Origin of the sequence: Synechococcus sp. Lug-A (assembly GCF_024345655.1) — a bacterium.
Classification (GTDB): Bacteria; Cyanobacteriota; Cyanobacteriia; order PCC-6307; family Cyanobiaceae; genus MW101C3.
This window is the reverse complement of sequence record NZ_JAGQBN010000012.1, coordinates 49,508-76,029: the sequence shown is the minus strand read 5'-3', so window position 1 is coordinate 76,029 and position 26,522 is coordinate 49,508. Positions and strand designations below refer to the sequence as shown.

Here is a 26,522-nt window from a genome sequence, read left to right as displayed (position 1 = left end):
GGCCCTGAGGATCAGCAGGTCAGCTCAGCCCTCGGAAATCAGTTGATCAGCGGCACCAGGGCCTGCACGCTGTCGCCGGCCGCCAGTGGCTGCGGCAGTTCGCCGGGTTCGTCGGGGTTCTGGGCCGAAAGGGTGGCTGGATCGAGGCGGAAGCTGCGGGTCGGGCTCAGCACCACCCCCAGGGTGGACGTTCCGCACACCTGCAGGTCCACCAGGGCGTCGCTGCGATCGAGGAAACGCAGGCCGATCTGGCCCAGCTCGCCCCGCTGGCACCGCCGCAGACTCTCCAGCCGCAGGCGCTTGATCCGTCCCAGGCGGCTGGCCAGCACCACGTCCTGATCCGAGCGGGGGGCGCAGGCACCGGCAATCGTCTCGCCGGGCAGCAGCCGCAGCAGCAGGGGGCCCTGGGCCGCCCGCCCCATCAGCGGCACGTCGGCGTCCGTCAGCTGCAGGCGCAGCAGGCGCCCGGAGCTGCTGCCCACCACCAGGTCCTGGCCGTCGCCGCAGGGCACCACGCGGCGCAGCACCACGCCGTCCTTCAGCTTGAGCACGGTGGCGGCACGGCCGGACAGCTCGAGAAACGCGTCGATCGGCAGCCGCTTGAAACGGCCGTCGCTGCTCAGCAGGCCCAGGCTACCCTCGGGTTGTGCCGGGAGTGGCAACACCTGAATGATCGGGTCATCGAGCAGGCTCTCGGGCAGGAACTTCTCCAGGCCGCCCTGCTGCTGTCCGGCATACTCCCAGCGCAGCAGGGCCACCCGCCCACCGGCGCTGAAGGCCAGCACGGCCGGTTTATCGCTCACCGCCAGGATCAGCCGCGCCGGGGACGGGTGCTCACCCAGCGGGGCGGCCTCCTCCAGATGCAGGCGGCCGAGCAGCTGGGGGCCCACGATCCGCACCTGGCCATCGGCCTGGATCAGCAGGCGACCATCGCCGGGCAGGGCGTCGAGCGCCTGCTGCCGCTGCAGCTCGGTGGTGGGTCGGGTGGCAGCGGCACGCTGTGCCACCAGGGCATCGCCGCCGGCCACCAGACGCGTGCGCCGGGGCGTGGCATAGCGCTTCTTCAGGCTTTTCAGTTCAGTCACCATGGCGTCGAGCAGGGCCTGGCGGTCGTCGAGCAGGTGCCGCAGCCGCTCCCGTTCCTGTGCCAGCTCAGCGGCCTCCTGCCGCAGGCCGTCCTGCTCCAGGCTGGTGAGGCGCCGCAGCGGCATGGCCAGCACCGCCTCGGCCTGCCGTTCGCTCAGATCGAAGTGGACCTGCAGGCTCGCCTTGGCCGTGGCGGCATCCTTGGCCGCCTGGATCCGGGCAATCACCTCCTGCAGGGCATCGAGCGCCCGGATCAGACCCTCCACCACCTCCAGCCGGTCTTCAGTACGGCGCAGGGCGTGGTTGGTGCGCCGGATCAGGGTGTGTTCCCGGTACTCCAGAAAATGGTTGAGGATCTGCCGCAGGCTCAGCTGCAGCGGCTGGCCGTGGACGAGCGCCAGCATGATCGCCCCGAAATTGCTCTGCAGGGCCGTGCGGCGTTGCAGTTCGGCCAACACCTTGGCGGGCTCCCCGTCGCGGCGCACCTCCACCACCACCCGCATGCCATCGCGGTCGCTCTCGTCGCGGATGTCGGCGATGCCACCGATCTTGCCGTCGTTGACCTGCTCCGCCAGCTTCTCGATCCAGCCCGCCTTGCTCAGCTGGTAGGGGAGTTCGGTGATCACCACGGCGCCGCGGCGGTGGCGCCCCTTGCCGGGCTGCACCTCCTCGATGTGGGCCACCCCCCGCATCGGGATGCTGCCGCGGCCGTTCAGGTAGGTGTCGCGCACGCCGCTGCCGGTGAGCACTTCGCCGCCGGTCGGAAAGTCGGGGCCGGGGACCAGTTCGAGCAGTTTGTCGTCGCTGAGATCGGGCTTGCGGATCAGCGCGATCAGGGCGTCCACCACTTCGCCCAGGTTGTGGGGCGGAATGCTGGTGGCCATGCCCACGGCGATGCCGGAGCAGCCGTTCAGCAGCAGGAAGGGCAGCTGCGCGGGCAGCACGGTCGGTTCCTGCTGGGAGGAATCGAAGTTGGGGGCGAAATCAACCGTGTCGTTGCCGATTTCATCGAGCAACCCCTGATTGGCGATCGGTGCCAGGCGCGTTTCCGTGTAGCGCATCGCCGCTGGCGGGTCGTCGTCGACCGAGCCGAAGTTGCCATGGCCATCGAGCAGCGGATGGCGGCTGGCGAAGGTCTGCACGAGGCGTACCAGCGCGTCGTACACGGCCTGGTCGCCATGCGGGTGGTACTTGCCGAGCACATCACCGACCACCCGGGCGCATTTTCGGTAGGGCCGGTCTGGAGTGAGACCCAGCTCGTGCATGGCGAACAGGATGCGCCGCTGCACGGGCTTGAGGCCATCGCGCACATCCGGCAGGGCCCGGCCCACGATCACGCTCATCGCGTATTCGAGGTACGACCGCTGCATCTCCTGATGCAGGGAGATCGGTTGGACGCGCTCCTCTGCCATCCGGTTCGGGGGTCTGGGGGCGGAAGGGGCTCAGCCTACAGATGCTGCCTGGCGGGCCCAGCTGCTGGTGGCTGCTCAGGTGGAGGGTTCTTCTTCCGTCTCCATGGTGCCTGAGGCATTGGCATTGGCCCTGTCCACAGCGGCCTTCAGGTCGGGATGGCTGAGCAGGGTCTTGGTGCTGGCACGCAGGCGGGGCCCCCAGAGTTGTTCTTTCTGATAGGCGTCAAGCACGTAGTTGGGTTCGATCGCCAGGGCCTCGCTGGCGAGCCTCCGCGCTTCGCTCTGTCCGTCCGGGGCGGCGGAGAGGCCGGCTGCCAGCGCCAGCATCGGTTCCGCCGCCTTGGCGTTGATCTGCAGGGCCTGGCGCCAGCGTTCGATCGCCTCGCCGCGGCGGCCCAGCTCATAGAGCACCAGCCCCTGGTTGTTGATCGCCTCCCAGAAGCCCTTGCGCAGCCCGGAGGCACGCTCAAAGGCCAGCAGGGCCCCCTGGGGGTTGTTGAGCAGCAGCTGGGCGTTGCCGAGATCGAAGTGGGCGCCTGCGTTGCGCCCATCCAGCCGCAGGCCCTGCTCCAGCAGCCCCACCGCCTGCTGCGGCTGACCATCGCGCAGGGCCAGGGAGCCTTCGGCGAACCAGATGCCGGGGTTGCGTGGATCGAGCTGCTTGGCCCGCGCCAACGAAGCCGATGCCTGCTTGCTCTGGTTGCTGCGCAGCTGGGCTTCCGCCAGCAGCACCCAACCGCGCGGGTCGCCAGGCAGCAGCTGCACGGTGAGGGCCGCCAGACGGGCCGCATCCTCCGCTTGGCCCAGGCGCAGCAGGCGGCTGGCCGCCTGGGCGATGCCCAGCCCTGCCGCTTCCAGCTCCGCGGTCTGCGGCACATAGGCGTAAGGGACCAGCGCGAAGGCCGGCGGCACCGACCCTGCCAGAACGGAAAACGTGAACGGTGCTGCCGTAAGACTCGCCAACCAGCGCGGGGCCATGCCGGGCGTTCCATTCCAGAACTCACCCTAGAGCGGCGGTTCTTGACTTCTGCAGGCGAATGGCCTCTCTTTTCAGGCGGGCACTGTCAGCTGGCAGGGCCGGGCGTGCCCAGCCTCAGCATCGCCCGCAGGTTGCGCCGCCACATCCACGGCTTGATGCGGCGCAGGGCCGAGGCCCGCAGCCGCTCATCCCAGTCGTCGTCACTCCACTGCAGCGCCTCCTCCGGCTGCAGGTTGAGCATCCAGGCGCGCGGCTGCAGGTCGGGATCGCTGGACACGGGCAGGTCCTGGTCGTTCCAGGGGCAGACGTCCTGGCAGATGTCGCAGCCGGCCACCCAGGGAGCCATGGCGGCGCTGATCGCCGGCGGCAGCTGCGGCTCGCGGCTTTCGATCGTGTGGAAGGCGATGCAGCGCCGCGCGTCCACCACGAACGGCTCGGTGATGGCGCCGGTGGGGCAGGCGTCGATGCAGCGGCTGCAGCGCCCGCATAGTGGCTCGGCCGGAGCATCCGCAGGCAGCTCCAGCGTGGTGAGCAGATGGCCGATCAGGAACCAGGAGCCCCGGCGGGGGTGGATCAGGTTGGCGTGTTTGCCGATCCAACCCAGGCCGGCCTGCTCGGCCCAGGCCTTGTCCAGCAGGGGAGCGCTGTCGACACAGGCCCGCCAGCGCACCTCCGGCGCCTGTTGCTCCAGCCAGCGGCCCAACTGGCGCAGGCGGCTGTCGATCACCCGGTGGTAGTCGCGACCCCAGCCGTAGCGGGCGATCGCCGGCCGGCCGGGGGTGCGGATCGCGGCCACGTTGTAGTTGAGCCCCACCGCCAGCAGGCTGCGAACCCCAGGCAGCAGCCGCTGGATTTCCGCCCGGCGCGGATCGGCCATCCAGTCCATCGAGGCGTGGTGGCCTGCGGCCAGCCAGCGCTGCAGGGCTGCCGTGCGCAGCTGCATCCGTTCATCCGGCTCGGCGACGCCCAGCCCAACGGGGGCGAATCCCAGCAGCTGGGCCTGCTGTTTGAGGGCTGCGGCCAGGGCTGCGGGAGACAGGCGTTCCTGGTCGGGCTTAGATCCCACCCGTACAGTTGCGCATCACCGTCATTCTGCTGTGATCTCCGCCTCTTCCGGACGTTTCGGCGTGCTGCTGCGCTGGCTCGGTCTCACCCTGGTGGTGCTGCTGGCCCTGCAGCTCACCTCCGTGATCCTGATCGGCAGCTGGGAGGATCCCACCTTCCAGCAGCTGCTGGTGGAACGGCTGATCAGCCAGGCACCGATGGCGCTGGTGGGCCTGCTGCTGATCCTGCTGGGCTGCCGCCTTGATGTGTCCCACGAGGGCCGCACCCCCCTGCGCTGGGTGGTCACCGTCGTGGCAGCGGTGCTGGCGATCGGCCTGGCTGTGGCAGTGCCGGTCACGGTGAGCGCCGATGGCTCGATCACCGCCCAGACTGAGCAGAGCCTGGCCACCAAGCGGGGCCAGCTGGAGATGGCCAAGCAGCAGAGCACCAATCCCCAGGTGATTGAGCAACTGGTGCGTCAGGCCGAGCAGGCGGGCCAGGTGCCGCCCCAGGCCACGCCTGAGCAGAAGCAGCAGGCGGCGCGCGGCTTCATCGACCGCCAGTTGCAGCAGATGCAGGACCAGCTGAAGCAGGAGGAACGCTCCAGCGTGCTGGCTCTCAACCAGCGCCGTTTCAACGGCACCGCTTCAGCGGTGGTGCTGGCCGTGGCGTTCACGTTGGTGGCACTCGCCGCGGTGCTCTGAGCCTCGGAAGTTCTGTGGCGAGATGGGCCGCCGCTTAACGGCGTCCCTGGTGGCTGGCTAGGTTGAAGTCTACTTTTTGATGTCCGGTCGTTCCGGCCCGCTCTTGGTGCAATCGAATCCCCGCACTGATGAACCCCTGGGGAACCGTCTTCGCCAGGACCTCAAGAACGACCTGATCGCCGGTCTGCTGGTGGTCATTCCACTCGCCACCACGATCTGGCTGGCCACCACGGTGAGCCGCTTCGTGCTCGCCTTTCTCACCACGATCCCGAAGCAATTCAATCCCTTCAATACGCTGAGTCCGCTCCTGCAGGAGTTGATCAATCTCGGCGTGGGTCTGTTGGTGCCGTTGCTCGGCATCCTGCTGATCGGCCTGATGGCCCGCAACATCGTGGGCCGCTGGTTGCTCGATTTCGGCGAAGGCACCCTGCAGCGCATCCCCTTGGCGGGTTCGGTCTACAAAACGCTCAAGCAGCTGCTGGAAACCGTGTTCCGCAGCAACTCCACCCGCTTTCGCCGGGTGGTGCTGGTCGAGTACCCCAGCAAGGGCCTTTTCGCCGTCGGTTTCGTCACCGGTGTACTCGGAGCCGCCATGCAGAGCACGTCCGATCAACCGATGCTGAGCGTGTTCATCCCCACGGCGCCCAACCCCACCACCGGTTGGTATGCCGTGGTGCCCGAGCAATCCGTCCGCGACCTCGACCTCTCGGTGGAAGATGCCTTCCGCACGATCATTTCGGCGGGGATCGTCAGCCCCGATGATGAGCGCGGTGGTCAGGGCAACCGCAGCTTCTCCAGCCTGCTGGCCCAGCTGCGGGCCCCTGTGTTCACCGCCCCCTCCTCCACCAAGGCCTGAGGGGGTTCACCCCTTCTGACGATCCGATGCAGAGTCGCTCCGTTTCCAGAGAACTGGCTTTGCTGATGCTGGGCCAGGTGAGCGATCGCGTTCCCGCCGCCGACCTTTCGCTTGAAGGCCTGTTGCACCAGGCCCTCGCCAGCCTCAGCCAGTGCGTGCGGGAAGCCCTCGACAATGCCGCGCTCGACCTGGAGCAGGCGCAGCAGCAACTGCTCGACAGCGAACTGGTCGATGCCGCCGATCAGGTGGTGCGCGTGCGCGGGCACCTGCAGCGCGGTCTGGCTCACGCCGAGCAGGCGATCAACCGCCTGTCAGCGGGCCTTGAACTGCCGCGCCTGCTGATGCTGGCCGATCAGGAAGATGTGCGCCGCGGCGCGGTGGAGCGGGCCCGGGCTGTGCTCGATCACCGCGAAGACCTCGATCGCCGCCTCGATGAGGTGATGGAGGGCTGGCGGCTGAAGCGCCTGCCGCGCATCGACCGCGACATCCTGCGACTGGCCGCCGTCGACCTCGACACCTTCGGCACGCCGGCGGCCGTGGCCTGCAACGAGGCCGTCGATCTGGCCAACCGCTACAGCGACGAGCAGGGACGGCGGATGATCAACGGCGTTCTGCGGCGGTTCACCACCGCGGCCCCCTGAGGCAGGCATGGTTTTCGACTGGTTCCGGCGCCAATCCGCCCCCCAGCCCGTGGCGGCTCCTGCCCCGTCTGCGGCTGAAGCTGAATCCGCTGTACCGACGACGGCCGCTCCCGCTCAGGACGAACGACCCGCCGGTGATTCATCCACCACTCCTACCCCCACCCCTGAGCCTTCTGAGGGCGGGCCATCCCGCAGCCAGGAGAGCTCCGGTTCGTCTTCTGAAGTTGCTGAGGCTGGCTCCGCTTCTGCTGCTCCAGCCCCTGCCCCTTCTGCCCCGGCCCAAACCGGCGCCCCTGCAGCACCCGCCGTCGATCAGGACGCTCTTGCCTGGGCGCGCGAGGCCTATGCCCGGCTGAAGGCCCAGCAGGATGCGGCCAGGCAACAGGAGCCCCCCGCCGAGCTGCAGGCGGTTGCGGCCGAGCAAGGGTCTGGGGCTCTACCCTCCGCTGCCCCGCCTGCGCAGGAGGAACCCGCGCCCGCTCCTGAAGCGGTGCCCCCTGAGCCTCAACCTGAGGCCAGGCTCCAGGCCCCGGCCCCGCCCGCAGCCCCTGCCGCTCCACAGCCGGCGCCCGCACTGTCGCTGCTTGAGCAGGCTGCGGCCCAGCGCCGCGAGCGCCAGCAGGAGTTGCTGGAACGGCCGGAGCCGGAGAGTGCCACCGCCGCCTCCACCGGCGCCACGGTTGCCAGCGCCGCTGCTGCCCCGGCTGCCGACACCGCCGCTCCCCAGCTGGGAGCGTTCGATGAAGCCTTCACCTGGTCGGTGGAGGTGCTGGCGGCCCAGGGCGTGCGCGCCGATCAGGTGTCGCTCGAGGAGATCGACTGGCTGGGCCGGCTGCGGCGCGGTCTGGAGAAGACCCGCCAGGGCTTTGTCAGCCAGATGCTGGAAACCCTCGGGGATGATCCGCTCACCCCGGAGGTGCTTGAGCAGCTCGAAACCCTGCTGCTGCGTGCCGATGTGGGGGTGAAGGCCACCGATCAGGTGCTCGAGGCCCTGCGGCAGCGTCTCAACCAGGAGGTGGTGGATCCGGGCGAGGGGCTGCGCTTTCTCAAGGAACAGCTGCGGGGGGTGCTGGAGGCACCGATCCAGGCCAGCGGCACGGCGTTGCTGGCCCCGCAGCGCGATCGCCTGAACGTGTGGTTGCTGGTGGGAGTCAACGGCGTCGGCAAGACCACCACCCTCGGCAAGCTGGCCAACCTGGCGGTGCGCAGTGGCTACAGCTGCCTGATCGCCGCGGCCGACACCTTCCGGGCCGCTGCCGTGCAGCAGGTCACGGTGTGGGGGGAACGCAGCGGGGTTCCAGTGATCGCCAACCCGAGCGCCAACGCCGATCCGGCAGCCGTGGTGTTCGATGCCATCGGTGCCGCCAGTGCCAAGGGCACCGAACTGGTGCTGGTCGACACCGCCGGTCGCCTGCAGACCAAGCACAACCTCATGGAGGAACTCAGCAAGGTGCGCCGCATCGTCGATCGCCTGGCGCCCCAGGCCAGCGTGGAATCGCTGCTGGTGCTCGATGCCAGCCAGGGCCAGAACGGCCTGCGGCAGGCCATGGCCTTCGCCAGTGCCGCCGGCCTCACCGGCGTGGTGCTCACCAAGCTCGACGGCAGTTCCCGCGGGGGCGTGGCCCTGGCGGTGGCCTCCGAGGCCGGCTTGCCGATCCGCTTCGTGGGTGCGGGCGAGGGCATCCGCGACCTCAGGCCGTTCAACAGCTTCGAGTTCGTCGAGGCGCTGCTGGCTGTCTGAGCCGGAGGTGGCGGTGACTGCCCCTCCGCTCGGGGGCGGCTTCTCTGCGCTTCAACCGGTGATGCCAGCCACCCGGTTAGACGCATCACGAGCGCTCAGCGATTAACGCGCACCACTGCTACTCTTCGTTCCCCCGGCCGCTCCCGTGAGCAGTACGCCGCCCTCCCGTGTGCCTCCGCCCCCTCCGCGGGCCCATGGCACCCTGTCGGCATCCGCTTCGCTGAGGCAGCTGCTCGACAGCCTCAGCCGGGAGCAGCGGCGCAACCAGGAGCTGCTGGCGTCGCTGGCTTTTGCCCTGCGCAGTTTTACCAATTTCAACCGCTTTCTGGAGCTGGTGCCCCTGGTCTGCTCCCGGCTGGTGGAGGCGGAGGGCAGCCTGTTGGTGGTGTTTCACGCCGATGGCCGCCTCTGGCGCGAGCAACTGCATGCCTCGCCACCGGAGCGCTGCCGGCATCTGGTGAGCCATCTGGCCGGGCTCAGCGATCAGGATCTGGCCGCCGGCGCCGGCGATGACGCGGTGGTGGCCCAGCTGGATCTGGAGATGCGCCGTCTGCTGGGCCAGGTGCCGATGTTCGGCACTTCGGTGGTGGCCCGCAACCATCAGCGCGGCCGGCTTTATGTGTTCGGCTCCAGTCAGGGCGATGGGCCCAGCTGGAGCGATGTGCACCGGCGCCATGTGCAGCTGGTGGCCGATCTCACCGGCGTCGCGGTTGAAAACGAGGTGCTGCAGGAGGACATGCGCCTGCATGAGCGCCTTGATCGCCAGCTCAGCACCGGCGCCGAGATCCAGTCCCAGCTGCTGCCCGATCAGTGCCCCGTGATCGAAGGGGTGGACCTGGCAGCCCGCTGCCGGCCGGCCTTCCGCGTCGGCGGCGACTACTACGACTTCATCCCCACCCGCCCCGAGCTGGTGGGACGGCGCCGTGAAACCGAGCGCTGGGCGCTGGTGATGGGCGATGTGATGGGCAAGGGGATCCCGGCCGGCCTGCTGATGACCCTGCTGAGGGGCATGCTGCGGTCGGAGGTGCTGAGCGGCCACGCGCCGGACCGGATCCTGCGGGATCTCAACCAGCTGGCGCAGGAAGACCTGGCCCATTCGCACCGGTTCGTGACGCTCTTCTATTCCGACTACGACCCCCGCACCCACGTGCTGCGCTACGCCAATGCGGCGCACAACCCGCCGCTGATCTGGCGCCGCCAGGGCCACACGCTCGAACGCCTCGATGCCCCTGGCCTGCTGATCGGCCTGCAGCCCGAGGCCGAATACGGCTGCGAGCGCCTGGTGCTGGAGCCGGGCGACGTGCTCCTGTATTACACCGATGGCGTTACCGAGGCGGCGGGAGTCGGCAATGAACGTTTCGACGAAACCCGGCTGATGCGGGCCTTCGATCGCTCCTGCCGCTCCGGGTTGGGAGCGCAGGGGATTCTCGATCAGCTGTTCACCCGTCTGGATCGTTTTGTGGGCTCCGATCGTCAGCTCCAGGACGACGCCTCGATGGTGGTGCTGAAGGTGCGCGATGAGGTGATGCTGCCGGCACTGCCGGGCTGAAGCCCCCGGCCGCCGGGTGCAAAGCTTTGCCTGACGACAAACCTCGGCGGACATGGCCACAGAGTCTTCCCCTTCAGCGCGCGGTCGGGGGGTGTCCGGCGGTGCCGACGGCAGCTGGAGCGACCGTTTCGAGGAGGGCCTGCACCCGTCGATCGAGCGCTTCAACGCCTCGATCGGCTTTGATATCGCGCTGCTGCCGCAGGATCTGGACGGTTCGGTGGCCCATGCCCGCATGCTCGGTCGCTGCGGCGTGATCACCACGGCGGAGGCGGAGCGGCTGATCGAGGGGTTGGAACTGGTGCGGGCGGAAGCGGCCGCGGGCGGCTTCAATCCCGGCCTGGAGGCGGAGGATGTCCACTTCGCCGTCGAGCGCCGGCTGATCGCCCTGATCGGTCCGCTCGGCAAGAAGCTGCACACCGGCCGCAGCCGCAACGATCAAGTGGGCACCGATCTGCGGCTCTGGTTGCGGCAGAAGATCGACGGGCTCGATCGGGCTCTGCTGCGGTTCCAGCATGCGCTGCTGGCCCAGGCGGAGCAGCACGTTGACACGCTCATCCCCGGCTACACCCACCTGCAGCGGGCCCAGCCGCTCTCCCTCGCTCACCATCTGCTCGCCTACGTGGAGATGGCGGCGCGTGACCGGCAACGCCTGGGAGATGTGCGGCGTCGGGTGAACATCTGCCCGCTGGGGGCGGCGGCCCTGGCGGGCACCCCCGTGCCGATCGATCGCCGCCAGACGGCCGCAGAGCTGGGCTTTGAGGCGATCTATGCCAACAGCCTCGATGCCGTCAGCGACCGCGACTTCGCCGTGGAATTCAGTGCGGCGGCCAGCCTGATCCTGGCCCACCTCAGCCGCCTGGCGGAGGAGGTGATTCTCTGGGCCAGCGAGGAATTCGGCTTCGTGGCCCTCACCGACCGCTGTGCCACCGGCAGCAGCCTCATGCCTCAGAAGAAGAATCCGGATGTACCGGAACTGGTGCGGGGCAAGGCGGGCCGCGTGTTCGGCCATCTTCAGGCCCTGCTCACGATGATCAAAGGATTGCCCCTGGCCTACAACAAAGACTTTCAGGAAGACAAGGAAGCGCTCTTCGATGTGGTGCGCACCACCGAAGACTGCCTCGAGGCGATGGCGATCCTGCTGGAGGAAGGCATCCGGTTTCGCCCGGAGCGCTTGGAGCAGGCAGTGGCCGCTGATTTTTCCAACGCCACCGATGTGGCCGACTATCTGGTGGCTCGCGATGTTCCCTTCCGCGAGGCTTACCAGCTGGTGGGCGGGTTGGTGAAGCGCTGCCTTGCGGAAGGCCTGCTGCTGCGAGAGCTGCCGCTGGAGCGCTGGCAGGCGTTGCATCCCGCCTTTGAGGCGGATGTGTATGCCGCGATCGAGCCGCGGCAGGTGGTGCGCGCACGTCGCAGCGAAGGGGGCACGGGCTTCGATCGGGTGCGTGAACAACTCGCCCTGATGCGCCAGCGGCTCGATCCGATTCCAGCGGAAAACCCTTGAAGCAGAGAATGGCGGTCCTAGGGTTGGGCTGTCACCTCCGATGGGTTCTTTCCGAGGCCGTCGAGGTTGATGCCATCAAGGCCCCTGTTCTCGGTCCAATCGGTTTCTACGGTCAGTGAGCATTTTCGTCGGCAACCTCCCCTTCCGCGCTGAGCAGGAAGATGTGGCTGAATTGTTTGCGCCTTTCGGCGAAGTCGTGAGCTGTTCTCTCCCCCTCGAGCGGGACACAGGACGTAAACGCGGCTTTGCCTTTGTGGAGATGGCCGATGAGGCCACGGAAAGCAAGGCCATCGACGGCCTGCAGAACGTGGAGCTCATGGGCCGCCCGTTGCGCATCAACAAGGCCGAGCCCCGCGGCAGCGGCGGGCCGCGTCGCAGCGGCGGCTATGCCGGTGGCGGTGGTGGTGGTGGATATGGCGGTGGCGGCTATGGAGGGGGGGGCTACGGCGATCGGGGCGGCTCTGACCGGGGTTCCTCCGACCGCGGCAGCTCCGACCGTGGCGCTTCAGAGCGTGGCAGCCGTGGCTGGGAAGATCGCAGCCGCTTTCAATAAGCGCCCGTGCCCTGCCTGAACCCCAGCGCGCGATAGCGCAGCGCCTGGAGCCTCAGCCCCTGGAACTGCAACGCCTCACGCCGGACCGTCGGGGAGACAGGAGCCCTCAGAGCCCCTGATCCTCCAGTTCGCGGCAGGCCTGCTCCAGCACCTCGGCCCCGGCAGTGGCCTGGCCGGCGGCTTCCCCCAGCCGCCGGCGCCAGTGCCTGGCCCCTGGAACGCCCTCCACCAGGTGCACCAGGTGCCGGGCGATCGGCCATAGGCGGCCACCGCCGGTGCACCACCGCTCTGCATAGGGAACCAGACCGCGCACCACGCTTGAGGACGTGGCGATCGGCGCTGTGCCGTCGGCAAACAGATCCGCGTCGACCCGGGTCCAGCGCAGCGGATGCTCATAGGCCGCCCGCCCCACCATCACGCCGTCGAGGTGCTGGAGGTGGGTCCGGCATGCCTCCAGATCCTGCAGCCCTCCATTGAGCTCGATCGTCAGGTCGGGCCGTTCCTGCTTGAGCTGGTGCACCCGGTCGTAGCGCAGGGGCGGCACGGTGCGGTTCTGCTTGGGGTCGAGCCCCGTCAGCCAGGCCTTGCGGGCATGCACGGAAAACCGGGCGGCGCCGGCCCCGGCCAGCTGCTCCACAAAGGCCAGCAGCTCCGCGTAGCTGTCGCGCTCATCGATGCCGATCCGGTGCTTCACCGTGACGGGCAAGGGGCTGGCCGCGGCCATCGCCTCCACACAACGGGCCACCTGCTCAGGGTCCGCCATCAGACAGGCCCCGAAGCGGCCTTTCTGCACCTTCTCGCTGGGGCAGCCCACATTCAGATTGATCTCGTCGTAGCCCCAGGCGGCGGCCAGGCCGGCGGCCTCCGCCAGCAGCGTGGGGTCATCCCCGCCCACCTGCAGGGCCAGCGGCTTTTCGCTGGGGTCGAAATCCAGCAGCCGTTCCCGCCGGCCATGGTGGAGCGCCTGGGCGACCACCATCTCGGTGTAGAGCAGGCTGCAGCGGGTGATCTGCCGCATCAGCACCCGGAAGTGCCGGTCGGTGCAGTCCATCATCGGCGCCACACTGAACCGGTGCGCGGGCAGCTTCCGCCCCACCTGCAACTCACCCTCTGCCATCTCCCCATGCTGCCTTCTGAGTGCCCCCTGGTGGTGGCCGGTGGTGGCCCGGCCGGCTACATGGCCGCGATCACGGCCGCGGAGGCCGGACTGGCCGGGGTGCTGCTGCTGGAGGCCACCGATCAACCCCTCGGCAAGGTGCTGATCAGCGGCGGCGGCCGCTGCAATGTCACCCATGCCTGCTGGGATCCGCGCGCCCTGGTGGGTCACTACCCCCGCGGGGCGCGGGCGCTGCTGGGGCCCTTCAGCCGCTTCGCCACCGGTGACACGCTGCGCTGGTTCTCAGACCATGGCCTTGAGCTGGTGGAGGAGCCCGATGGGCGGCTGTTTCCCCGCAGCAACCGCTCCAGCTCCGTGGTCAGAACCCTGGAAACGGCGGCGGCGGCGGCCGGTGTCACGGTCTGGCGTGGCGCCGCGCTGCGGGGGGCTGAGGCCTCAGCGGCGGGCGGCTTCGCCCTGCAGGTGCGCCACCGCGAGCAGCCCTTGCGGTGCCAGAGGTTGCTGCTGGCCACCGGCGGCCACCCCAGCGGACGCCAGCTGGCCGCCGGGCTTGGCCATCAATTGGTGCCCCCGGTGCCCTCGCTGTTCACCCTCGCGCTGGAGGCCAATCCCCTGGCGGCGCTCAGTGGCGTGGTGATGGATCCGGTGGAACTGGAGCTGGACGTGCCGGGAGGGGAACGCTTTCGCCAGGGCGGCATCGTGCTGCTCACGCACTGGGGGCTCAGCGGCCCTGCCACCCTGCGCCTCACCGCCTTTGCGGCCCGTGCCCTCAAGGACCATCGCTACCAGGCCAGCTTGACGGTGAACTGGTGCGGAGGCCGCTCCGCCGCGGATGTGGAGGCGCTGCGGGCGGCCTGCCGCCGGGACCAGCCCCGCCGGCAGCTGGCGGCCTGCAGACCCTGGCCGGAGTTGAGCCGGCGCCTGTGGCTGCATCTGCTTGAGCGGCATGGGGTGGACGGGCAGAAGCGCTGGGCGGATTTCGGCAAGGCCGACCAGCGCCGGCTGCTGGAGGGGCTGCGGGCCAGTCGGTATGCGGTCAGTGGCCGGGGCCCGTTCGGTGAAGAGTTCGTCACCGCAGGCGGAGTGGCCCTGGGCGAGGTGAACCTTGCCACGATGGAGAGCCGTAAGCAGCCAGGCCTGTTCCTTGCCGGCGAACTGCTGGATGTGGATGGGGTGACCGGCGGTTTCAACTTCCAGCACTGCTGGACATCCGGTTGGCTGGCGGGACAGGCGATCGCCCAGCAGGCGAAGCTTGCGACAGCTGCGAACTAGGCGTTGATCATCCAGCGTTCCTAGCTAGGGCCGCTTCTTCTGAATGAGAAACATTGAGAGAGCCTGCAATCAGCTTGCCACCCCTATGGCAAATAGCTGATATTCTTCTTGTAATGATCTATCTGATCTTTTCAAAAATGGAGAACATTGGCAGATACATGGCCAGCAGAATCGAAGCCACGATGATGCCAACAAGCACGATCATGGCGGGCTCTAGTAGGGAGGTGAGCGCCTTTACGGCAGCTGAAACCTCATCTTCATAGAAGTCAGCTACTTTGGAGAGCATGGAATCCATCTCACCAGTTTCTTCTCCCACCACCAGCATGCTCAACGCCATTTCGGGGAAGACGCGCTTGCGGGAGAGGGCGGTACTCAGCAGGACGCCGTTCTGAAGCTCCCCGCGGCAGTTGTCAATAGCGTCAGAGAGAATGCTGTTCCCCACGGTGTCGCGCACGATTTCAAGTGACTGGAGGATGGGAACTCCGGCACGGCTGAGGGAGCTGAAGGTGCGGCAAAATTGCGCCGTTGACGTTTTTTGGATGAGATCACCAAACAGGGGAATCTTCAGAATGGCTGCATCTACTTGCCGTCTGCCTAGCGGAGTTGTGTAGTATTTGCTAAAAAGGATGACAGCAAGAATGATGATTCCCGTCAAGTAAATCGAGAAAGGCGAGCGTAGTAAAGCGCTGAGGTCCACCATGAATTGGGTGAATGGCGGTAAATCGGCACCCAGCTGATCGAAGATGCCCGCAAAGGTTGGGATTAAGAAGATAGTCATCCCCAGAAAAACAGCTATAGCGATCACCAGCACCGCAACTGGGTATCCCAGGGCCCCCTTCACCTGGTTCTGGAGTCTGGAGGTCTGCTCAAGCAAGAGTGACAATCGCTTCAGTGATTCATCAAGCACTCCCCCGACCTCACCCGCTTCGATCAAGGCAATGCTCAAACGATCGAACACCTTTGGCCATTTGCGCATGGAGCTGCCCAGGGTTTCACCTTGACTGACTTCGACACTGATGGCCTGTAGAGCGCGCTTGAAGATTGGATTCTTCTGCTGAGCAGCGAGCAGAGTCAGGCTGCGCACAATCGGAACGCCGGAATCCACCAAGGCCGCGAGCTTGCTTGCGAACAGGGCCTTGTCCTTGACTCCGGGTGACTGTTCAAACAGCGGCCCTAGGTTGATTTCCTTGTTCAGCAAGCTGCCGTCCTGCTGTTTCTCGCCTCCCTGGCTAGCCGCTCTTGCGAAATCCTGGACAAGCTTGGTTGTTGTGATCCCGCGACGCCTCAACTCACTGCGCGCTGCTGTCATATCGACTGCGGCCAGTTTTAGTTTCTTGGGCTTGCCATCTCTACCGCTATAGGTGGCGATGAACTGGACTTTTGGTGTTGATCGAGTCTTTGCCTTTGCGAGCGGAGATGGGCTGGAGCTGCCCACAGCCTGGAGGGTGGTCGGGAGGATGCCGCGCTTCCTCAGGTCACGCCGTGCGGTTGCCAGATCCACTGCGCTGACGCGAAGCTCCTTGGTGTTCCCTCGGCTGGTGGTGTAAGTGGCGAGAAACGAGGCCATTCGGGAACGATTAGGAAAGGGTGCTGAGCAGGCGGTTGAGCTCCTCTGGTTTGACGGATTTTGAGCGGGCTTCTTCTAGGCTGATCTCTCCGTGCATGACAAGCTCGCTGAGTGCTTTTTCCATGGTCTGCATGCTCAGTTGAGCCCCGGTCTGAATCTGGGAGTAAACCTGCGCCGTTTTTCCCTCCCGAATCAGATTGGCGATGGCTGGGGTGTTGATCATGATTTCTTGCGCCATCACTCGGCCCCAGGAGTGCTGGTCAGGATTCAATCGCTTGCACAGAGTCTGAGCAAAGATGGCAGCAAGACTGCCGCTGAGCTGCGCGCGGACCTGAGTCTGCTGGTTGGCGGGAAACACATCCACCATCCGATCGACTGTTTGAGCGGCGGAGCTCGTATGCAGGGTGGCAAAAACCAGATGGCCGGTTTCTGCGGCCGTGATCGCCAGCTGGATCGTTTCCAGGTCGCGCATCTCACCAACCAGAATCACATCAGGGTCTTCTCGCAGAGCGGCACGTAGGGCGTTGCTGAAGCTCTTGGTGTCGTCGTTCAGCTGGCGCTGATGCACCAGGCTGAGATTGTTTCGATAGGTAAACTCAATTGGATCTTCAATCGTGATCACATGCAAGGCCTTGGTGCGATTGATGTGATCCAGGAGGCTGGCCAGGGTGGTGCTTTTGCCGGATCCGGTAGGTCCCGTCACTAGCACGAGCCCTGAGGGCCTGTCCGTAATGTCCACAACCACCTCGGGCAGGCGGAGGTCCTCAGGGGTGGGTATCTTGCTGCTGAGTGCTCGTAGGCAGGCCGCGTAGGTGCCACGTTGGCTGTAGACATTCACACGAAAACGGGCCAGACCTCGTAGCGCATAGGAGCAATCAAGTTCCCAGGTTTGCTCCAGATGTTTCCTCTGGGCATTGTTCAGGATCGAGAAGATCAGCCGGTTGCACGTTTCTTCCGTGAGAATTTCTTCATGCATCGGTCGCAGTTCGCCGTTGAACCGTCCATAGGGACGTTGTCCGGCGGCCAGGTGCAAGTCGCTGCCGCGTGCTTCCACCAGCTCGCGCATGAAATCTTCAATCACGAGTTCCATGGGCTTCGCGGCGTTGAGCAAGCTTCGTGACGTTGCGCAATTCTGCACGGCTTGAGGGAGAGCATCAAGGGTCAGGCCCTCTCTGTCAGGCAGTAGGGGCATTCCAGCCATTCATCCTTGAGCCCGGCCCCGCAGCCGCTGCAGCTCAAGGTGGTGAGGGCTCTGGCACGGCGTTCCGATTCAAGCTCCGTGTCGGTGAGCAGCATGCGCTCCACCTCCTCCAGTGTGGTGTGCCCCTCCCGCACCAGATCCAGGCCGTAGCCGAGCAGGGTTTTCATCCCAGCTTCCAGGGCCAGCTTGCGGATCACATCGGTGCTCGCCCCCTGTGCCACAGCTGAAGCGATGGTTTCATTGAACTGGAGCACCTCGTAAACGCCGATGCGGCCTTTGTAGCCCCTTCCCTGGCAGGTGCTGCAGACGTGGGTGGCATCAGGTTCAGGCCGAAAGGCTTTGTAGAAAGTGACCTTTGTATCAGGGCTGGATAGGAGGCCAAAGTGGCCGAGCTCTTCAGGGCCGGGGTGATAGCCCACCCGGCACTTCGTGCAAACGTGTCGCAGCAAACGCTGCGACACGATTCCCAACAGGGAGGCACTGATCAGAAAGGGCTCCACGCCCATTTCGTTGAGGCGGGCGATCGCACTGGGGGCATCGTTGCAATGGAGGGTGGTGAGCACGAGGTGTCCGGTCAAGGCGGCCTCAATCGCAGTCTTGGCCGTTTCTCCGTCGCGGGTTTCACCTACCAGCAGAACGTCGGGGTCCTGCCGCATGAAGGCCCGCAGGGCATTGCTGAAGTCGTAGCCCTTGTCGCGGTTCACCTGGGTCTGGGTGATGCCCTTGAGCATGTATTCAATCGGGTCTTCAACTGTGGAGATGTTGATGCCCGGGACGTTACGCTCCGACAGCAGGGAGTAAAGCGTGGTGGATTTGCCGGATCCGGTAGGTCCGGTAACCAGGATCATCCCGAAGGGGCGTGACCCCAGCGTGCGCACCAGATTGAGGATCGCTGGAGAGCTGATCAGCTTGTCAAGACCAAGCTTTGTGGCGGAGCTGTCCAGCAGCCGCATCACCACCTTTTCACCCCAGCGGCTGGGCAGGGTGCTTACTCTCAGTTCAATTGTCCGCCCGTTATAAACCCGTCGAATGCGGCCGTCCTGCGGCATCCTCCGCTCGGAGATGTCCAGATCGGCCATGATCTTCAGCCGTGAGGTGATTGCAGGGATGAGGCTTCTTGGCAGGAGTTCCAGAGGTTGCAGCACGCCGTCCTGGCGGAAGCGGATCTGCAGGCCCTCTTCCTGAGGTTCAACGTGCACATCGCTGGAGTCACTGTCGATCGCCTTGATCAGAATCCGATTCACAAGACTCACCACCGGCGAAGCACTCGAGGCGGCAATGCCCTCATCAAGATTCATATAGGCATCGTCTTCGGCTGGCGCTTCGTCGAGCTGCCGTTCGAGGCTCAAGTTCTCCAGCAAAGAGACCCGCTCCACACGGGCCTCCTGCTGCGTCTCTTCGGGGTTCGGCAAGGAATCACCTGAGCCGTCACCATCACGAGCGACAGCAGCATCTAGCTCCTCAAGCCTCGCCTTGAGCACAACCTCGATTTCGCCCTTTAGAGCAAGACGCAAATCGGGTTCCAATCCGTCGCCAGCGATCGTCTCCATCAGCTCGTGACGCTGGTCCGATCCCCAGAAGGTGGGCACGGCCAACACGAGCCGGTTCCCAATGCGCCGAATCGGCAAGCTCGCCAAGCCGCGCCACCTCTCACTGCCGATCGAAGGGCAGGCCTCAAACGCTTTTGGATCCGCCTGCTCCAGCTCCTGCGGACGGAGCACACGTTCCCCAAGCAACAACTCCACCTCCAAGCGCTGCTGGGTGGGGGTGATGGCATCCGGCACCGGACGGGTTGCCGAAAGGGTCATGGCAGGAAGCGGCTCTAGGGGGAAATGCCTATGTGGGGCTGAGATTTCACGCACCCAAGGCCCCTTTCTAGACCAGATCCACGCTGAAGGGCTGCTTGTTTGCCGCGATCATGGCGCACCTGGTGAGTGACGGATGCCGAGGTGCGGGCTTCCGCCGCTTGTGGGAGGCACGCGTCACCCTCCAACATGTTGGTGTCAGATCTGCGATCCAGCCGGCATGAGTGGCGAAGCCTCTTCCTTCTCCCAGGATTCTGAGGCCCCTGCGGAGGCACCTCAAGCGGCCTCCACGGAGGCCAATGTCGAGGGTCTTGCCAGCGAGGCGAATGAATTGATCACGCAGCTCGAAGCCTCCGCGGCCTCGGCCGACGCCTCCGCCCAGGCCGATGCCATCGGTTCGGAGGCCGGTGGTCCCGAGCAGCGGATTCAGGAACTGGAGGCGACGCTCTGCAGCCTCCAGGCCGAGCACGAGGGCGTGCGCAGCCAATACATGCGCATCGCCGCCGACTTCGATAACTTCCGCAAGCGCCAGAGCCGCGATCAGGACGAGCTGCGCCTGAAGATCACCTGCTCCACGCTCGCGGAGATCCTGCCGGTGGTCGACAATTTCGACCGGGCGCGCCAGCAGCTGGACCCCCAGAACCCCGAAGCCCAGGACGTGCATCGCAGCTACCAGGGGCTCTACAAACAGCTGGTCGATGTGTTCAAGAATCTGGGCGTCTCGCCGATGCGCGTGGAGGGGGAGCCGTTCGACCCCAACCTGCACGAAGCCGTGCTGCGGGAGCCCAGCGACGAGGTGATGGAGGACGTGGTGATCGCCGAACTGCAGCGCGGTTACCAGCTGGAAGGCCGGGTGATCCGTCATGCTCTCGTGAAGGTGTCGATGGGCCCCGGTCCTGCCGGTGGGCCCAACGCCGCTAACGCCCCGCACGGGGACACTGAACCCATGGCCGGCGCGGATCCGAGTTGATGGCCGATTACTACGACCTTCTGGGTGTCAGCCGTGATGCCGACGCCGACACCCTCAAACGTTCCTACCGCCGGCTGGCGCGGCAGTTCCACCCGGACATCAACAAGGATCCCGGCGCCGAGGAGCGCTTCAAGGAGATCGGGCGCGCCTATGAGGTTCTGAGCGACCCCCAGACCCGCGCTCGCTACGACCAGTTTGGTGAAGCGGGTGTGTCCGGCGCCAGCGGCGGCCCCGACATGACGGATATGGGCGGCTTCGCCGACCTGTTCGAGACCTTCTTCAGCGGTTTCGGAGGGGCTGGCGGTGCCAGTGGCCCACGCCGCCGTGGCCCGCGCCAAGGCGATGATCTGCGCCTTGATCTCACGATCGGTTTCAGCGAGGCCGTGTTCGGGCAGGAGCGCGATGTCCAGATCCGCCACCTGGAAACCTGCGCCACCTGCGAGGGCAGCGGCGCCAAGCGGGGCAGCGGGCCCACCACCTGCGGCACCTGCTCCGGATCCGGCCAGGTGCGCCGTGCCACCCGCACCCCATTCGGCAGTTTCACGCAGGTGGCGCCATGCCCCACCTGCGAAGGCACCGGCCAGGTGATCGCCGATCCCTGCGGCGATTGCGGCGGCCAGGGGGTGCAGCAGGTGCGGAAGAAGCTGCGCATCACCATTCCAGCCGGCGTCGATTCAGGCACCCGGCTACGGGTGACGGGCGAGGGCAACGCGGGCCAGCGGGGCGGTCCGGCCGGTGACCTTTACGTCTACCTGTTCGTTCAGGCCCACGACCACCTGCGCCGTGAAGGCATCCACATCCAATCGGATGTCACGATCAGCTATCTCCAGGCGATCCTCGGGGACAAGATCGAAGTCGACACCGTTGATGGTCCGGAAACCCTGGAGATTCCTGCTGGCACCCAGCCCGGTGCCACGCTCACGCTCAACAACAAAGGGGTGCCGCGGCTGGGCAATCCCGTGGCCAGGGGCAACCATCACGTCACCGTGAAGGTGCATATTCCCACCAAGCTCTCCAGCCACGAGCGGGAGTTGCTCGATCAGCTCGCCGGTCACCATTCCGGCAAGGAACACCCGCACAAGAGCGGTCTTTTCGGGGGACTGTTCGGGTGAGGGCCGCCGCCTGCCCATCACCATGAAGCCCGCTGATGCCTCCACTGCTCCCGCGCCGGCCCAGTGCCTTGACCTGCGCGGCACACCTTGCCCCGTCAATTTCGTGCGCACGAGGCTGGCGCTTGAAAAGCTGCCGCCCGGTGCCTGGCTTCAGGTCGATCTTGACGCAGGCGCCCCTGAGTTACTGGTGAGCGAGGGCATCCGCGAAGAGGGGCATGAGGTGCTGCGCATGAAGCCCACCGATGGCGCCGGGGCGCGTCTGCTGATCTGCCGCGACGGGGCCTGAGCGTGGAGCAGGAGCCGGTCACCGGCCGGGTCGTGGCTCTGCAGGCCAATTTCTGCAGGGTTTGGCTCGATCGGGCCGGCCCTGACCATCAGCTCGAACTGCTGTGCGTGCGGCGCACCCGGCTGGGCAAGAGCGGCCAGCAGGTCCATGTCGGGGATCAGGTGAGCCTCGATGGAATCGACTGGGCCGCCGGTCGCGCTGCGGTGAGCCGCCTGTTTCCTCGCGGCAGCCGGCTGGAGCGGCCCGCCGTGGCCAACTGCAGCCGGTTGCTGGTGGTGGTGGCGCTGGCGCAGCCGGAGCCGGATCCCGTCCAGATCACCCGCTTTCTCCTGGCGGCAGAGGCCACCGACCTGCAGGTGGAGCTGGTGCTCAGCAAGGTTGACCTGGTGCCCCGCCCCGTCCTGGAGGCGTGGCTGGTTCGCCTGAAGGGCTGGGGGTATGACCCGATCGGCCTGAGCGTGGCCACAGGTGAGGGGCTCGAGCTGTTGAGGCAGCGGCTGGTGAAACCGGGTATCACCGTGCTGTGCGGCCCTTCCGGCGTGGGCAAGAGCAGCCTGCTGAACGCCCTGATTCCAGCGCTTCAGCTGCGGGTGGCTGCAGTGTCCGGGCGGTTGCAGCGTGGCCGCCATACAACGCGGCACGTGGAGCTGTTCGCGCTGGGATCCGAGGCCCTGCTCGCCGATACGCCGGGATTCAACCGGCCGGATCTGCCGCTCGATCCCACCCGGCTGGCCGCGTTGTTTCCTGAAATGCGAGAGGCGCTGCGCTCGGGTGCGTGCCGGTACCGCAACTGCTTGCACCGCGGCGATCCCGGTTGCTGCGTCGGCACCGACTGGGACCGTTACCCCCACTACCTGCAGGCCTTGGAGGAGTTGTTGGCGGCCGGTGGCTCAGGGCCAGCGCGCCGTACGCAGGAGCCAGATGTTCAGGCACAGCGGACCGAGGTGCGGCTGGATCGCCGGCAGCGCCAGCCTTCTCGCCGCCGGCTGCGGCAGAGCCAGCAGGAAGGGCTCAGCCCCCCATCCCCGTCAGATTGAGCCCACCGGTGAGCTCTTCCATCCGCTCCTTCATGGTCGCGGTGGATTTTTCGTAGGCGGCCCGCAGCGCTTCGAGGGCGGCGGCTTCGGTGGCTTCGGCGCCGCAGGCCACCAGTTCGGGAGCCAGCCTGACCCGCAGGGGCTGTTGATTGCCCGAGAGCCACACGCTGGCGCGGCCGTCCTCACTGGTGCCCTCCAACTCCATGGCATCCAGTTCGTCCTGCAGTTTCTGGGCGTCCTGCTGGATCTGCTGCGCCTTGCGGAACGCTTCGGTGAGCTGGCCGAAGTTGGGAAGACCGAAGCCTGCCATGGGGACGATGTCGTGGGGCCACAGCGTACGTGGGCCGCCACGGTCGTTCAGCAGCACCTCTGGAACGGCTTGCCCCCCGCCGACACCCTGTTCAATCGGACATCGTTGCCCGATCGAAGCTGCCCAGGCGCTTCACTTCCGGGTGGAGCTCCAGGCCATGGGCCTGACGCACCCGCTCCTGCACCCGTTCGATCAGGCGGTTGATCTGCGCGGCGGTGGCCTCCCCCGTGTTGACGATGAAGTTGGCGTGCATGGGCGACACCATGGCGCCGCCCACCGTGCATCCCTTGAGGCCGAGTTCCTCGATCAGCCGGCCCGCCTTGAGCGGTTCCGGGTTGCGGAACACGCTTCCGCAGCTGGGCAGGTGGTAAGGCTGCGTTCCGGTGCGGCTCTGCAGATTGGCGCTCGTGCGCCGGTCGATCGCACGCGGATCATGGCCGGCGCTCAGCTGGAACCGGGCCGAGAGCACCAGCAGCGGCTCCTCCTGCAGGCGGCTGTGGCGGTAGGCGAACTCCAGGCTCGATGCCGGCAGGATGAAGGGAACGCTGCCCGGATCCGGCGCCACCACGGTGATGTCGCGCAGCACTTCTGCCGTGCAGCCTCCCTGTGCACCGGCGTTCATCGCCACACCACCCCCCACGGTGCCCGGGATGCCCACGGCCCATTCCAGCCCGCTCAGGCCCGCCCGGGCCGCCCGGCGCGCCAGGGTGGGAATCGGCTCTCCCGCTCTGGCTTCCACCAGGCCCGTGCTGGCGTCCAGCTGGCTGCCCTGGAGGCGGCGTGAGCAGAGGGTCAGGCCCGCCAGGCCGCTGTCGCTGATCAGCAGATTGGAGCCCGCGCCGATCAGGCGCCAGGGCAGACCGCGCTCCCAGGCCCAGCGGGCCATGGCCTGCAGTTCTTCCTCACTGGAGGGTTCCCCGAACCATTCGGCGGGGCCGCCCACCTTCCAGGTGGTGTGAGCGGCGAGCGGCAGCTGGGCGCTCAGGTTGGCCGGTGGTTCGCCGCCCGCCATCCCTCAGGCAGCCAGGGGTGTGACGACAGCGGCGCCGGGCAGGGCCTTGAGCCGGTCCCACAGCCCGTTGACGTCCCCGGCCCCCATCGCCAGCACCAGATCACCGTCCTGGCTCAGCGTCGCCACGTCCTGGGCAAGGTGCTGCATGTCGGCTGCCACACGCACCTCAAGGGCAGGGTGCAGCGCGGCGATGCGCTCCGCCAGCGATCCGCTCGACACCCCGGGGAGTGGCGCTTCGCCGGCGGCATACAAGGGCGCCAGCAGCACAGCATCGGCCTGGCCGAGGGCCTGGGCAAACGCTTCGCCGAATTCCGCCGTGCGGCTGTAGCGATGGGGCTGGAACACCGCCACCACCCGCCGCGGCACCGCCGGCAGCGGGCTGCGGCCGGTGCTCACCATCAGCCGCGCCATGGTCAGGGTGGCATTCACTTCGCTGGGATGGTGGGCGTAGTCGTCGACCACCAGACGCCCCTGCCAGCTGCCGCGGAAATCGAAGCGGCGGCCGGGAGCGCTCAGGGAGGGAATGGCCTGGCTGAGCGCTTCGAACGGCACCCCTTCCAGCCGGCAGGCGGCCAGGGCGCCGGTGGCGTTGCTGAGGTTGTGACGCCCGGGCAGCGGCAGCCGGAACTGCCCCACCTCTGTGCCCTGCTCGTAGAACGCGGCCAGGGTGCCGTCCCCCTCTTCTGCCACTGCGATGGAGGCGAAGTCGGCCCCGTCCGCGCTCTCGATCGACCAGCAGGCACTGGGCTGGAAATGCTGGTGCAGCACCGGGCAGTCCCGGTTGGTCAGCAGCCGGCCGCAGCCGGAGGCGAATTGCTGAAGGGTGCCGATCAGGGCCTCCAGGTCGGCGTAATGGTCGGTGTGGTCGAGTTCGAGGTTGGTGATCACCCCCAGGCTGGGCCGAAACTTGACGAGCGAACCGTCGGATTCGTCGGCTTCCGCCACCAGCAGCCTGCCGTTGCCCACCCGGGCGTTGCTGCCGAAGCCTGGAACGATGCCGCCGATCACGGCCGTGGGGTCGTTCGCGGTGGCGGCCAGCAGGGTGGCGACCATGGTGCTGGTGGTGGTCTTGCCGTGGCTGCCGGCGATCGCGATCGCGTCCTGGCTGTTGATCAGGGCCGCCAGCACATCGGAGCGGTGCACCACTGACAGACCCACGCGGCGGGCTTCGACCAGCTCGGGATTGCTCTGGGGAACGGCGGAGCTCACCACGATCTGCGGATCGGCCGCGGCTGTGGTGCGGATCGCCTCGATGGTGGCGGCGCTCTGCTCCTGAAACACCCGCACACCCCGGCGGCGCAGGGCCTGCAGCACGCTGTTGTCGCGGGGGTCGGAGCCGCTGACGGAAAAGCCCCGCTCCACCAGGATCTCGGCCAGGGCGGACATGCCGATCCCGCCGACACCGATGAAGTGCAAAGGCTGCCCGCGATCGACCAGCAGTCCCAACGGCGTCTCCAGGATGAACCGAAACTTAAGCGGCAGGATCCCCGCTTGTCCCTGCTGAGACACCTTGTGGCACCCGGCATGGCTCCCGTGGGGGCAGGGGCGCCATTTCTGTATGATCGGCAGCCAAAACCTCCCTTGTTAGCGGGTTTGCCCGCTGTTGCCATGGCTTTGCGTGTTGCGATCAATGGATTTGGCCGGATTGGTCGCAACTTCATGCGTTGCTGGCTGAGCCGCGGCGAGAACACCGGCATCGAAATTGTCGGCCTCAACGACACCTCCGATCCGCGCACTAACGCACACCTGCTTCAGTACGACTCCATGCTCGGAAAGATCCGGGACGCCAAGGTGAGCCACACCGATGACGCCCTGATCGTCAATGGACGCACCATCAAGTGCTTCTCCGACCGCAACCCCCTGAACCTTCCTTGGAAGGAATGGGGTGTGGATCTGGTGATCGAAGCCACCGGCGTGTTCATCGACAAGGAAGGGGCAGGAAAGCACATTCAGGCCGGTGCCCGCAAAGTGCTGATCACCGCTCCCGGGAAAGGTGATGGCATCGGCACCTTCGTGGTGGGTGTGAACGCCGATCAATACACCCATGACGGCTTCGACATCATCAGCAATGCCAGTTGCACCACCAACTGCATGGCGCCGATCGTCAAGGTGCTCGATCAGGCCTTCGGCATCGTCAAAGGCACGATGACCACCACCCACAGCTACACCGGTGACCAGCGCATCCTCGATGCCAGCCACCGTGATCTGCGCCGGGCCCGCGCTGCTGCCATCAACATCGTTCCTACCTCCACTGGCGCTGCCAAGGCTGTGGCTCTGGTGTATCCCCCGATGAAAGGAAAGCTCAACGGCATCGCCCTGCGGGTGCCCACCCCGAACGTGTCGGTGGTCGACCTGGTGCTGGAGGTGAGCCGCGGAACAACCCGCGAAGAAGTGAATGCGGTGCTTGAGGAATCGTCACGGAACGGCATGAAGGGAATCATCAAGTATTCCGATCTGCCGCTGGTGTCCTCTGACCATGCCGGCACTGATGAATCCACGATCGTGGACGCTGACCTCACCCTGGTGATGGGCGACAACATGGTGAAGGTGATCTCCTGGTACGACAACGAGTGGGGCTACAGCCAACGCGTTGTTGATCTGGCCGAAGTGGTGGCCCGCAACTGGGTCTGATCCTCCCGTTCCTCGTTCGCCCGGATCGCCCTTCCTCCGAATCGGGCCGTATTGCCAACTGAATCGGGTCTTCCTGCACGGCCTCTCCTGAGGGGGGGGTCGCAGGGAGGCCCTTTTTTGTGGGGCCGCCGCAACG

The 26,522-nt window shown here is 66.5% G+C and carries 22 protein-coding genes and 1 pseudogene; 13 read left to right on the top strand and 10 right to left on the bottom strand.

Annotated elements, in window-relative coordinates:
• Positions 1-38: 38 nt before the first annotated feature.
• The 3 genes from KBY86_RS10360 to queG form a co-directional block, all read right to left on the bottom strand.
• Positions 39-2,498: a DNA topoisomerase (ATP-hydrolyzing) subunit A gene (locus KBY86_RS10360; RefSeq protein ID WP_255141033.1), complete on the bottom strand. Its 2,460-nt coding sequence runs from the start codon at positions 2,496-2,498 to the stop codon at positions 39-41.
• 75 nt (positions 2,499-2,573) lie between these two features.
• Positions 2,574-3,476 (bottom strand): tetratricopeptide repeat protein, encoded by a 903-nt coding sequence (locus KBY86_RS10355; RefSeq protein ID WP_094511196.1) that lies wholly within the window; start codon positions 3,474-3,476, stop codon positions 2,574-2,576.
• Positions 3,477-3,562: 86 nt separating this feature from the next.
• Positions 3,563-4,543, bottom strand: coding sequence for a tRNA epoxyqueuosine(34) reductase QueG (gene queG / locus KBY86_RS10350; RefSeq protein WP_255141032.1), 981 nt, complete (start codon positions 4,541-4,543; stop codon positions 3,563-3,565).
• A 31-nt stretch (positions 4,544-4,574) separates the two neighbouring features.
• Here queG and KBY86_RS10345 point away from each other — a divergent pair, with 31 nt between their 5' ends.
• From KBY86_RS10345 to KBY86_RS10315, 7 genes and pseudogenes are all read left to right on the top strand, one after another.
• Positions 4,575-5,225 carry an HpsJ family protein gene (locus tag KBY86_RS10345; protein ID WP_255141031.1) on the top strand — a complete coding sequence of 217 codons (651 nt, stop codon included), beginning with the start codon at positions 4,575-4,577 and terminating at the stop codon, positions 5,223-5,225.
• 79 nt (positions 5,226-5,304) lie between these two features.
• Positions 5,305-6,081: a DUF502 domain-containing protein gene (locus KBY86_RS10340; RefSeq protein ID WP_233132862.1), complete on the top strand. Its 777-nt coding sequence runs from the start codon at positions 5,305-5,307 to the stop codon at positions 6,079-6,081.
• 26 nt (positions 6,082-6,107) lie between these two features.
• Complete coding sequence (gene nusB / locus KBY86_RS10335; protein ID WP_094511194.1) at positions 6,108-6,722, top strand: transcription antitermination factor NusB; 615 nt, start codon at positions 6,108-6,110, stop codon at positions 6,720-6,722.
• Between the two features lie 7 nt (positions 6,723-6,729).
• Positions 6,730-8,463 (top strand): signal recognition particle-docking protein FtsY, encoded by a 1,734-nt coding sequence (gene ftsY, locus KBY86_RS10330; protein WP_255141030.1) that lies wholly within the window; start codon positions 6,730-6,732, stop codon positions 8,461-8,463.
• 145 nt (positions 8,464-8,608) lie between these two features.
• Positions 8,609-10,012: a PP2C family protein-serine/threonine phosphatase gene (locus KBY86_RS10325; protein WP_255100470.1), complete on the top strand. Its 1,404-nt coding sequence runs from the start codon at positions 8,609-8,611 to the stop codon at positions 10,010-10,012.
• A gap of 52 nt (positions 10,013-10,064) precedes the next feature.
• Entirely contained in the window at positions 10,065-11,513 is a 1,449-nt protein-coding gene (argH, locus tag KBY86_RS10320; protein WP_255141029.1) for an argininosuccinate lyase, read from the top strand.
• Between the two features lie 115 nt (positions 11,514-11,628).
• Positions 11,629-12,054: pseudogene (locus KBY86_RS10315) on the top strand (RNA recognition motif domain-containing protein); the annotation flags it as partial.
• 118 nt (positions 12,055-12,172) lie between these two features.
• On the opposite strand, the gene dusA reads toward KBY86_RS10315, so the two are convergent.
• Entirely contained in the window at positions 12,173-13,120 is a 948-nt protein-coding gene (gene dusA, locus KBY86_RS10310) for a tRNA dihydrouridine(20/20a) synthase DusA (protein ID WP_255141028.1), read from the bottom strand.
• Positions 13,121-13,189: 69 nt separating this feature from the next.
• Between dusA and KBY86_RS10305 the strand changes: the two genes are divergently transcribed.
• The gene (locus tag KBY86_RS10305) at positions 13,190-14,455 is read left to right on the top strand and encodes an NAD(P)/FAD-dependent oxidoreductase (protein ID WP_255141049.1); all 1,266 of its coding nucleotides are present in this window, start codon (positions 13,190-13,192) and stop codon (positions 14,453-14,455) included.
• A 118-nt stretch (positions 14,456-14,573) separates the two neighbouring features.
• On the opposite strand, the gene KBY86_RS10300 is transcribed toward KBY86_RS10305, so the two are convergent.
• From KBY86_RS10300 to KBY86_RS10290, 3 genes are all read right to left on the bottom strand, one after another.
• Positions 14,574-16,022, bottom strand: coding sequence for a type II secretion system F family protein (locus KBY86_RS10300; RefSeq protein WP_255141027.1), 1,449 nt, complete (start codon positions 16,020-16,022; stop codon positions 14,574-14,576).
• A gap of 10 nt (positions 16,023-16,032) precedes the next feature.
• A complete protein-coding gene (locus KBY86_RS10295) occupies positions 16,033-17,112 on the bottom strand; it encodes a type IV pilus twitching motility protein PilT (RefSeq protein ID WP_094511187.1) in 1,080 nt (359 codons plus the stop codon).
• Positions 17,113-17,183: 71 nt separating this feature from the next.
• Positions 17,184-19,031: a GspE/PulE family protein gene (locus KBY86_RS10290; RefSeq protein ID WP_094511186.1), complete on the bottom strand. Its 1,848-nt coding sequence runs from the start codon at positions 19,029-19,031 to the stop codon at positions 17,184-17,186.
• Positions 19,032-19,248: 217 nt separating this feature from the next.
• Between KBY86_RS10290 and grpE the strand changes: the two genes are divergently transcribed.
• From grpE to rsgA, 4 genes are read left to right on the top strand one after another with little or no spacing between them, the layout of a single operon-like run.
• A complete protein-coding gene (gene grpE / locus KBY86_RS10285) occupies positions 19,249-19,998 on the top strand; it encodes a nucleotide exchange factor GrpE (protein ID WP_255141026.1) in 750 nt (249 codons plus the stop codon).
• Positions 19,998-21,110, top strand: coding sequence for a molecular chaperone DnaJ (gene dnaJ, locus KBY86_RS10280; RefSeq protein WP_094511184.1), 1,113 nt, complete (start codon positions 19,998-20,000; stop codon positions 21,108-21,110). Before grpE ends, dnaJ begins: the two co-directional genes overlap by 1 nt.
• A 22-nt stretch (positions 21,111-21,132) precedes the next feature.
• On the top strand, positions 21,133-21,396 hold the full coding sequence (locus KBY86_RS10275; protein WP_255100476.1) for a sulfurtransferase TusA family protein: 264 nt from the start codon (positions 21,133-21,135) through the stop codon (positions 21,394-21,396).
• Between the two features lie 2 nt (positions 21,397-21,398).
• Positions 21,399-22,433 carry a ribosome small subunit-dependent GTPase A gene (rsgA, locus tag KBY86_RS10270; RefSeq protein ID WP_255100477.1) on the top strand — a complete coding sequence of 345 codons (1,035 nt, stop codon included), beginning with the start codon at positions 21,399-21,401 and terminating at the stop codon, positions 22,431-22,433.
• On the opposite strand, the gene KBY86_RS10265 is transcribed toward rsgA, so the two are convergent.
• The 3 genes from KBY86_RS10265 to murC all read right to left on the bottom strand — a co-directional run bounded on the left by KBY86_RS10265 (position 22,408) and on the right by murC (position 25,201).
• On the bottom strand, positions 22,408-22,743 hold the full coding sequence (locus KBY86_RS10265) for a YbaB/EbfC family nucleoid-associated protein (protein ID WP_094511181.1): 336 nt from the start codon (positions 22,741-22,743) through the stop codon (positions 22,408-22,410). The genes rsgA and KBY86_RS10265 overlap by 26 nt on opposite strands.
• A 91-nt stretch (positions 22,744-22,834) precedes the next feature.
• Positions 22,835-23,755 (bottom strand): UDP-N-acetylmuramate dehydrogenase, encoded by a 921-nt coding sequence (gene murB / locus KBY86_RS10260; RefSeq protein ID WP_255141025.1) that lies wholly within the window; start codon positions 23,753-23,755, stop codon positions 22,835-22,837.
• 3 nt (positions 23,756-23,758) lie between these two features.
• Positions 23,759-25,201, bottom strand: coding sequence for a UDP-N-acetylmuramate--L-alanine ligase (gene murC, locus KBY86_RS10255; protein WP_255100480.1), 1,443 nt, complete (start codon positions 25,199-25,201; stop codon positions 23,759-23,761).
• Between the two features lie 162 nt (positions 25,202-25,363).
• On the opposite strand from murC, the gene KBY86_RS10250 reads away from it, so the two are divergent.
• Positions 25,364-26,386 carry a type I glyceraldehyde-3-phosphate dehydrogenase gene (locus KBY86_RS10250; protein ID WP_094511178.1) on the top strand — a complete coding sequence of 341 codons (1,023 nt, stop codon included), beginning with the start codon at positions 25,364-25,366 and terminating at the stop codon, positions 26,384-26,386.
• Positions 26,387-26,522: the final 136 nt, after the last annotated feature.

What these genes read in the sequence shown, in the direction of transcription:
- KBY86_RS10360 (WP_255141033.1), bottom strand. Translation starts at nt 2,498, where the DNA reads ATGGCAGAGGAGCGCGTCCAACCGATCTCCCTGCATCAGGAGATGCAG.
- KBY86_RS10355 (WP_094511196.1), bottom strand. Translation starts at nt 3,476, where the DNA reads ATGGCCCCGCGCTGGTTGGCGAGTCTTACGGCAGCACCGTTCACGTTT.
- KBY86_RS10340 (WP_233132862.1), top strand. Translation starts at nt 5,305, where the DNA reads ATGTCCGGTCGTTCCGGCCCGCTCTTGGTGCAATCGAATCCCCGCACT.
- nusB (WP_094511194.1), top strand. Translation starts at nt 6,108, where the DNA reads ATGCAGAGTCGCTCCGTTTCCAGAGAACTGGCTTTGCTGATGCTGGGC.
- ftsY (WP_255141030.1), top strand. Translation starts at nt 6,730, where the DNA reads ATGGTTTTCGACTGGTTCCGGCGCCAATCCGCCCCCCAGCCCGTGGCG.
- argH (WP_255141029.1), top strand. Translation starts at nt 10,065, where the DNA reads ATGGCCACAGAGTCTTCCCCTTCAGCGCGCGGTCGGGGGGTGTCCGGC.
- dusA (WP_255141028.1), bottom strand. Translation starts at nt 13,120, where the DNA reads ATGATGGACTGCACCGACCGGCACTTCCGGGTGCTGATGCGGCAGATC.
- KBY86_RS10305 (WP_255141049.1), top strand. Translation starts at nt 13,190, where the DNA reads ATGCTGCCTTCTGAGTGCCCCCTGGTGGTGGCCGGTGGTGGCCCGGCC.
- KBY86_RS10300 (WP_255141027.1), bottom strand. Translation starts at nt 16,022, where the DNA reads ATGGCCTCGTTTCTCGCCACTTACACCACCAGCCGAGGGAACACCAAG.
- KBY86_RS10295 (WP_094511187.1), bottom strand. Translation starts at nt 17,112, where the DNA reads ATGGAACTCGTGATTGAAGATTTCATGCGCGAGCTGGTGGAAGCACGC.
- KBY86_RS10290 (WP_094511186.1), bottom strand. Translation starts at nt 19,031, where the DNA reads ATGACCCTTTCGGCAACCCGTCCGGTGCCGGATGCCATCACCCCCACC.
- grpE (WP_255141026.1), top strand. Translation starts at nt 19,249, where the DNA reads ATGAGTGGCGAAGCCTCTTCCTTCTCCCAGGATTCTGAGGCCCCTGCG.
- dnaJ (WP_094511184.1), top strand. Translation starts at nt 19,998, where the DNA reads ATGGCCGATTACTACGACCTTCTGGGTGTCAGCCGTGATGCCGACGCC.
- KBY86_RS10275 (WP_255100476.1), top strand. Translation starts at nt 21,133, where the DNA reads ATGAAGCCCGCTGATGCCTCCACTGCTCCCGCGCCGGCCCAGTGCCTT.
- KBY86_RS10265 (WP_094511181.1), bottom strand. Translation starts at nt 22,743, where the DNA reads ATGGCAGGCTTCGGTCTTCCCAACTTCGGCCAGCTCACCGAAGCGTTC.
- murB (WP_255141025.1), bottom strand. Translation starts at nt 23,755, where the DNA reads ATGGCGGGCGGCGAACCACCGGCCAACCTGAGCGCCCAGCTGCCGCTC.
- KBY86_RS10250 (WP_094511178.1), top strand. Translation starts at nt 25,364, where the DNA reads ATGGCTTTGCGTGTTGCGATCAATGGATTTGGCCGGATTGGTCGCAAC.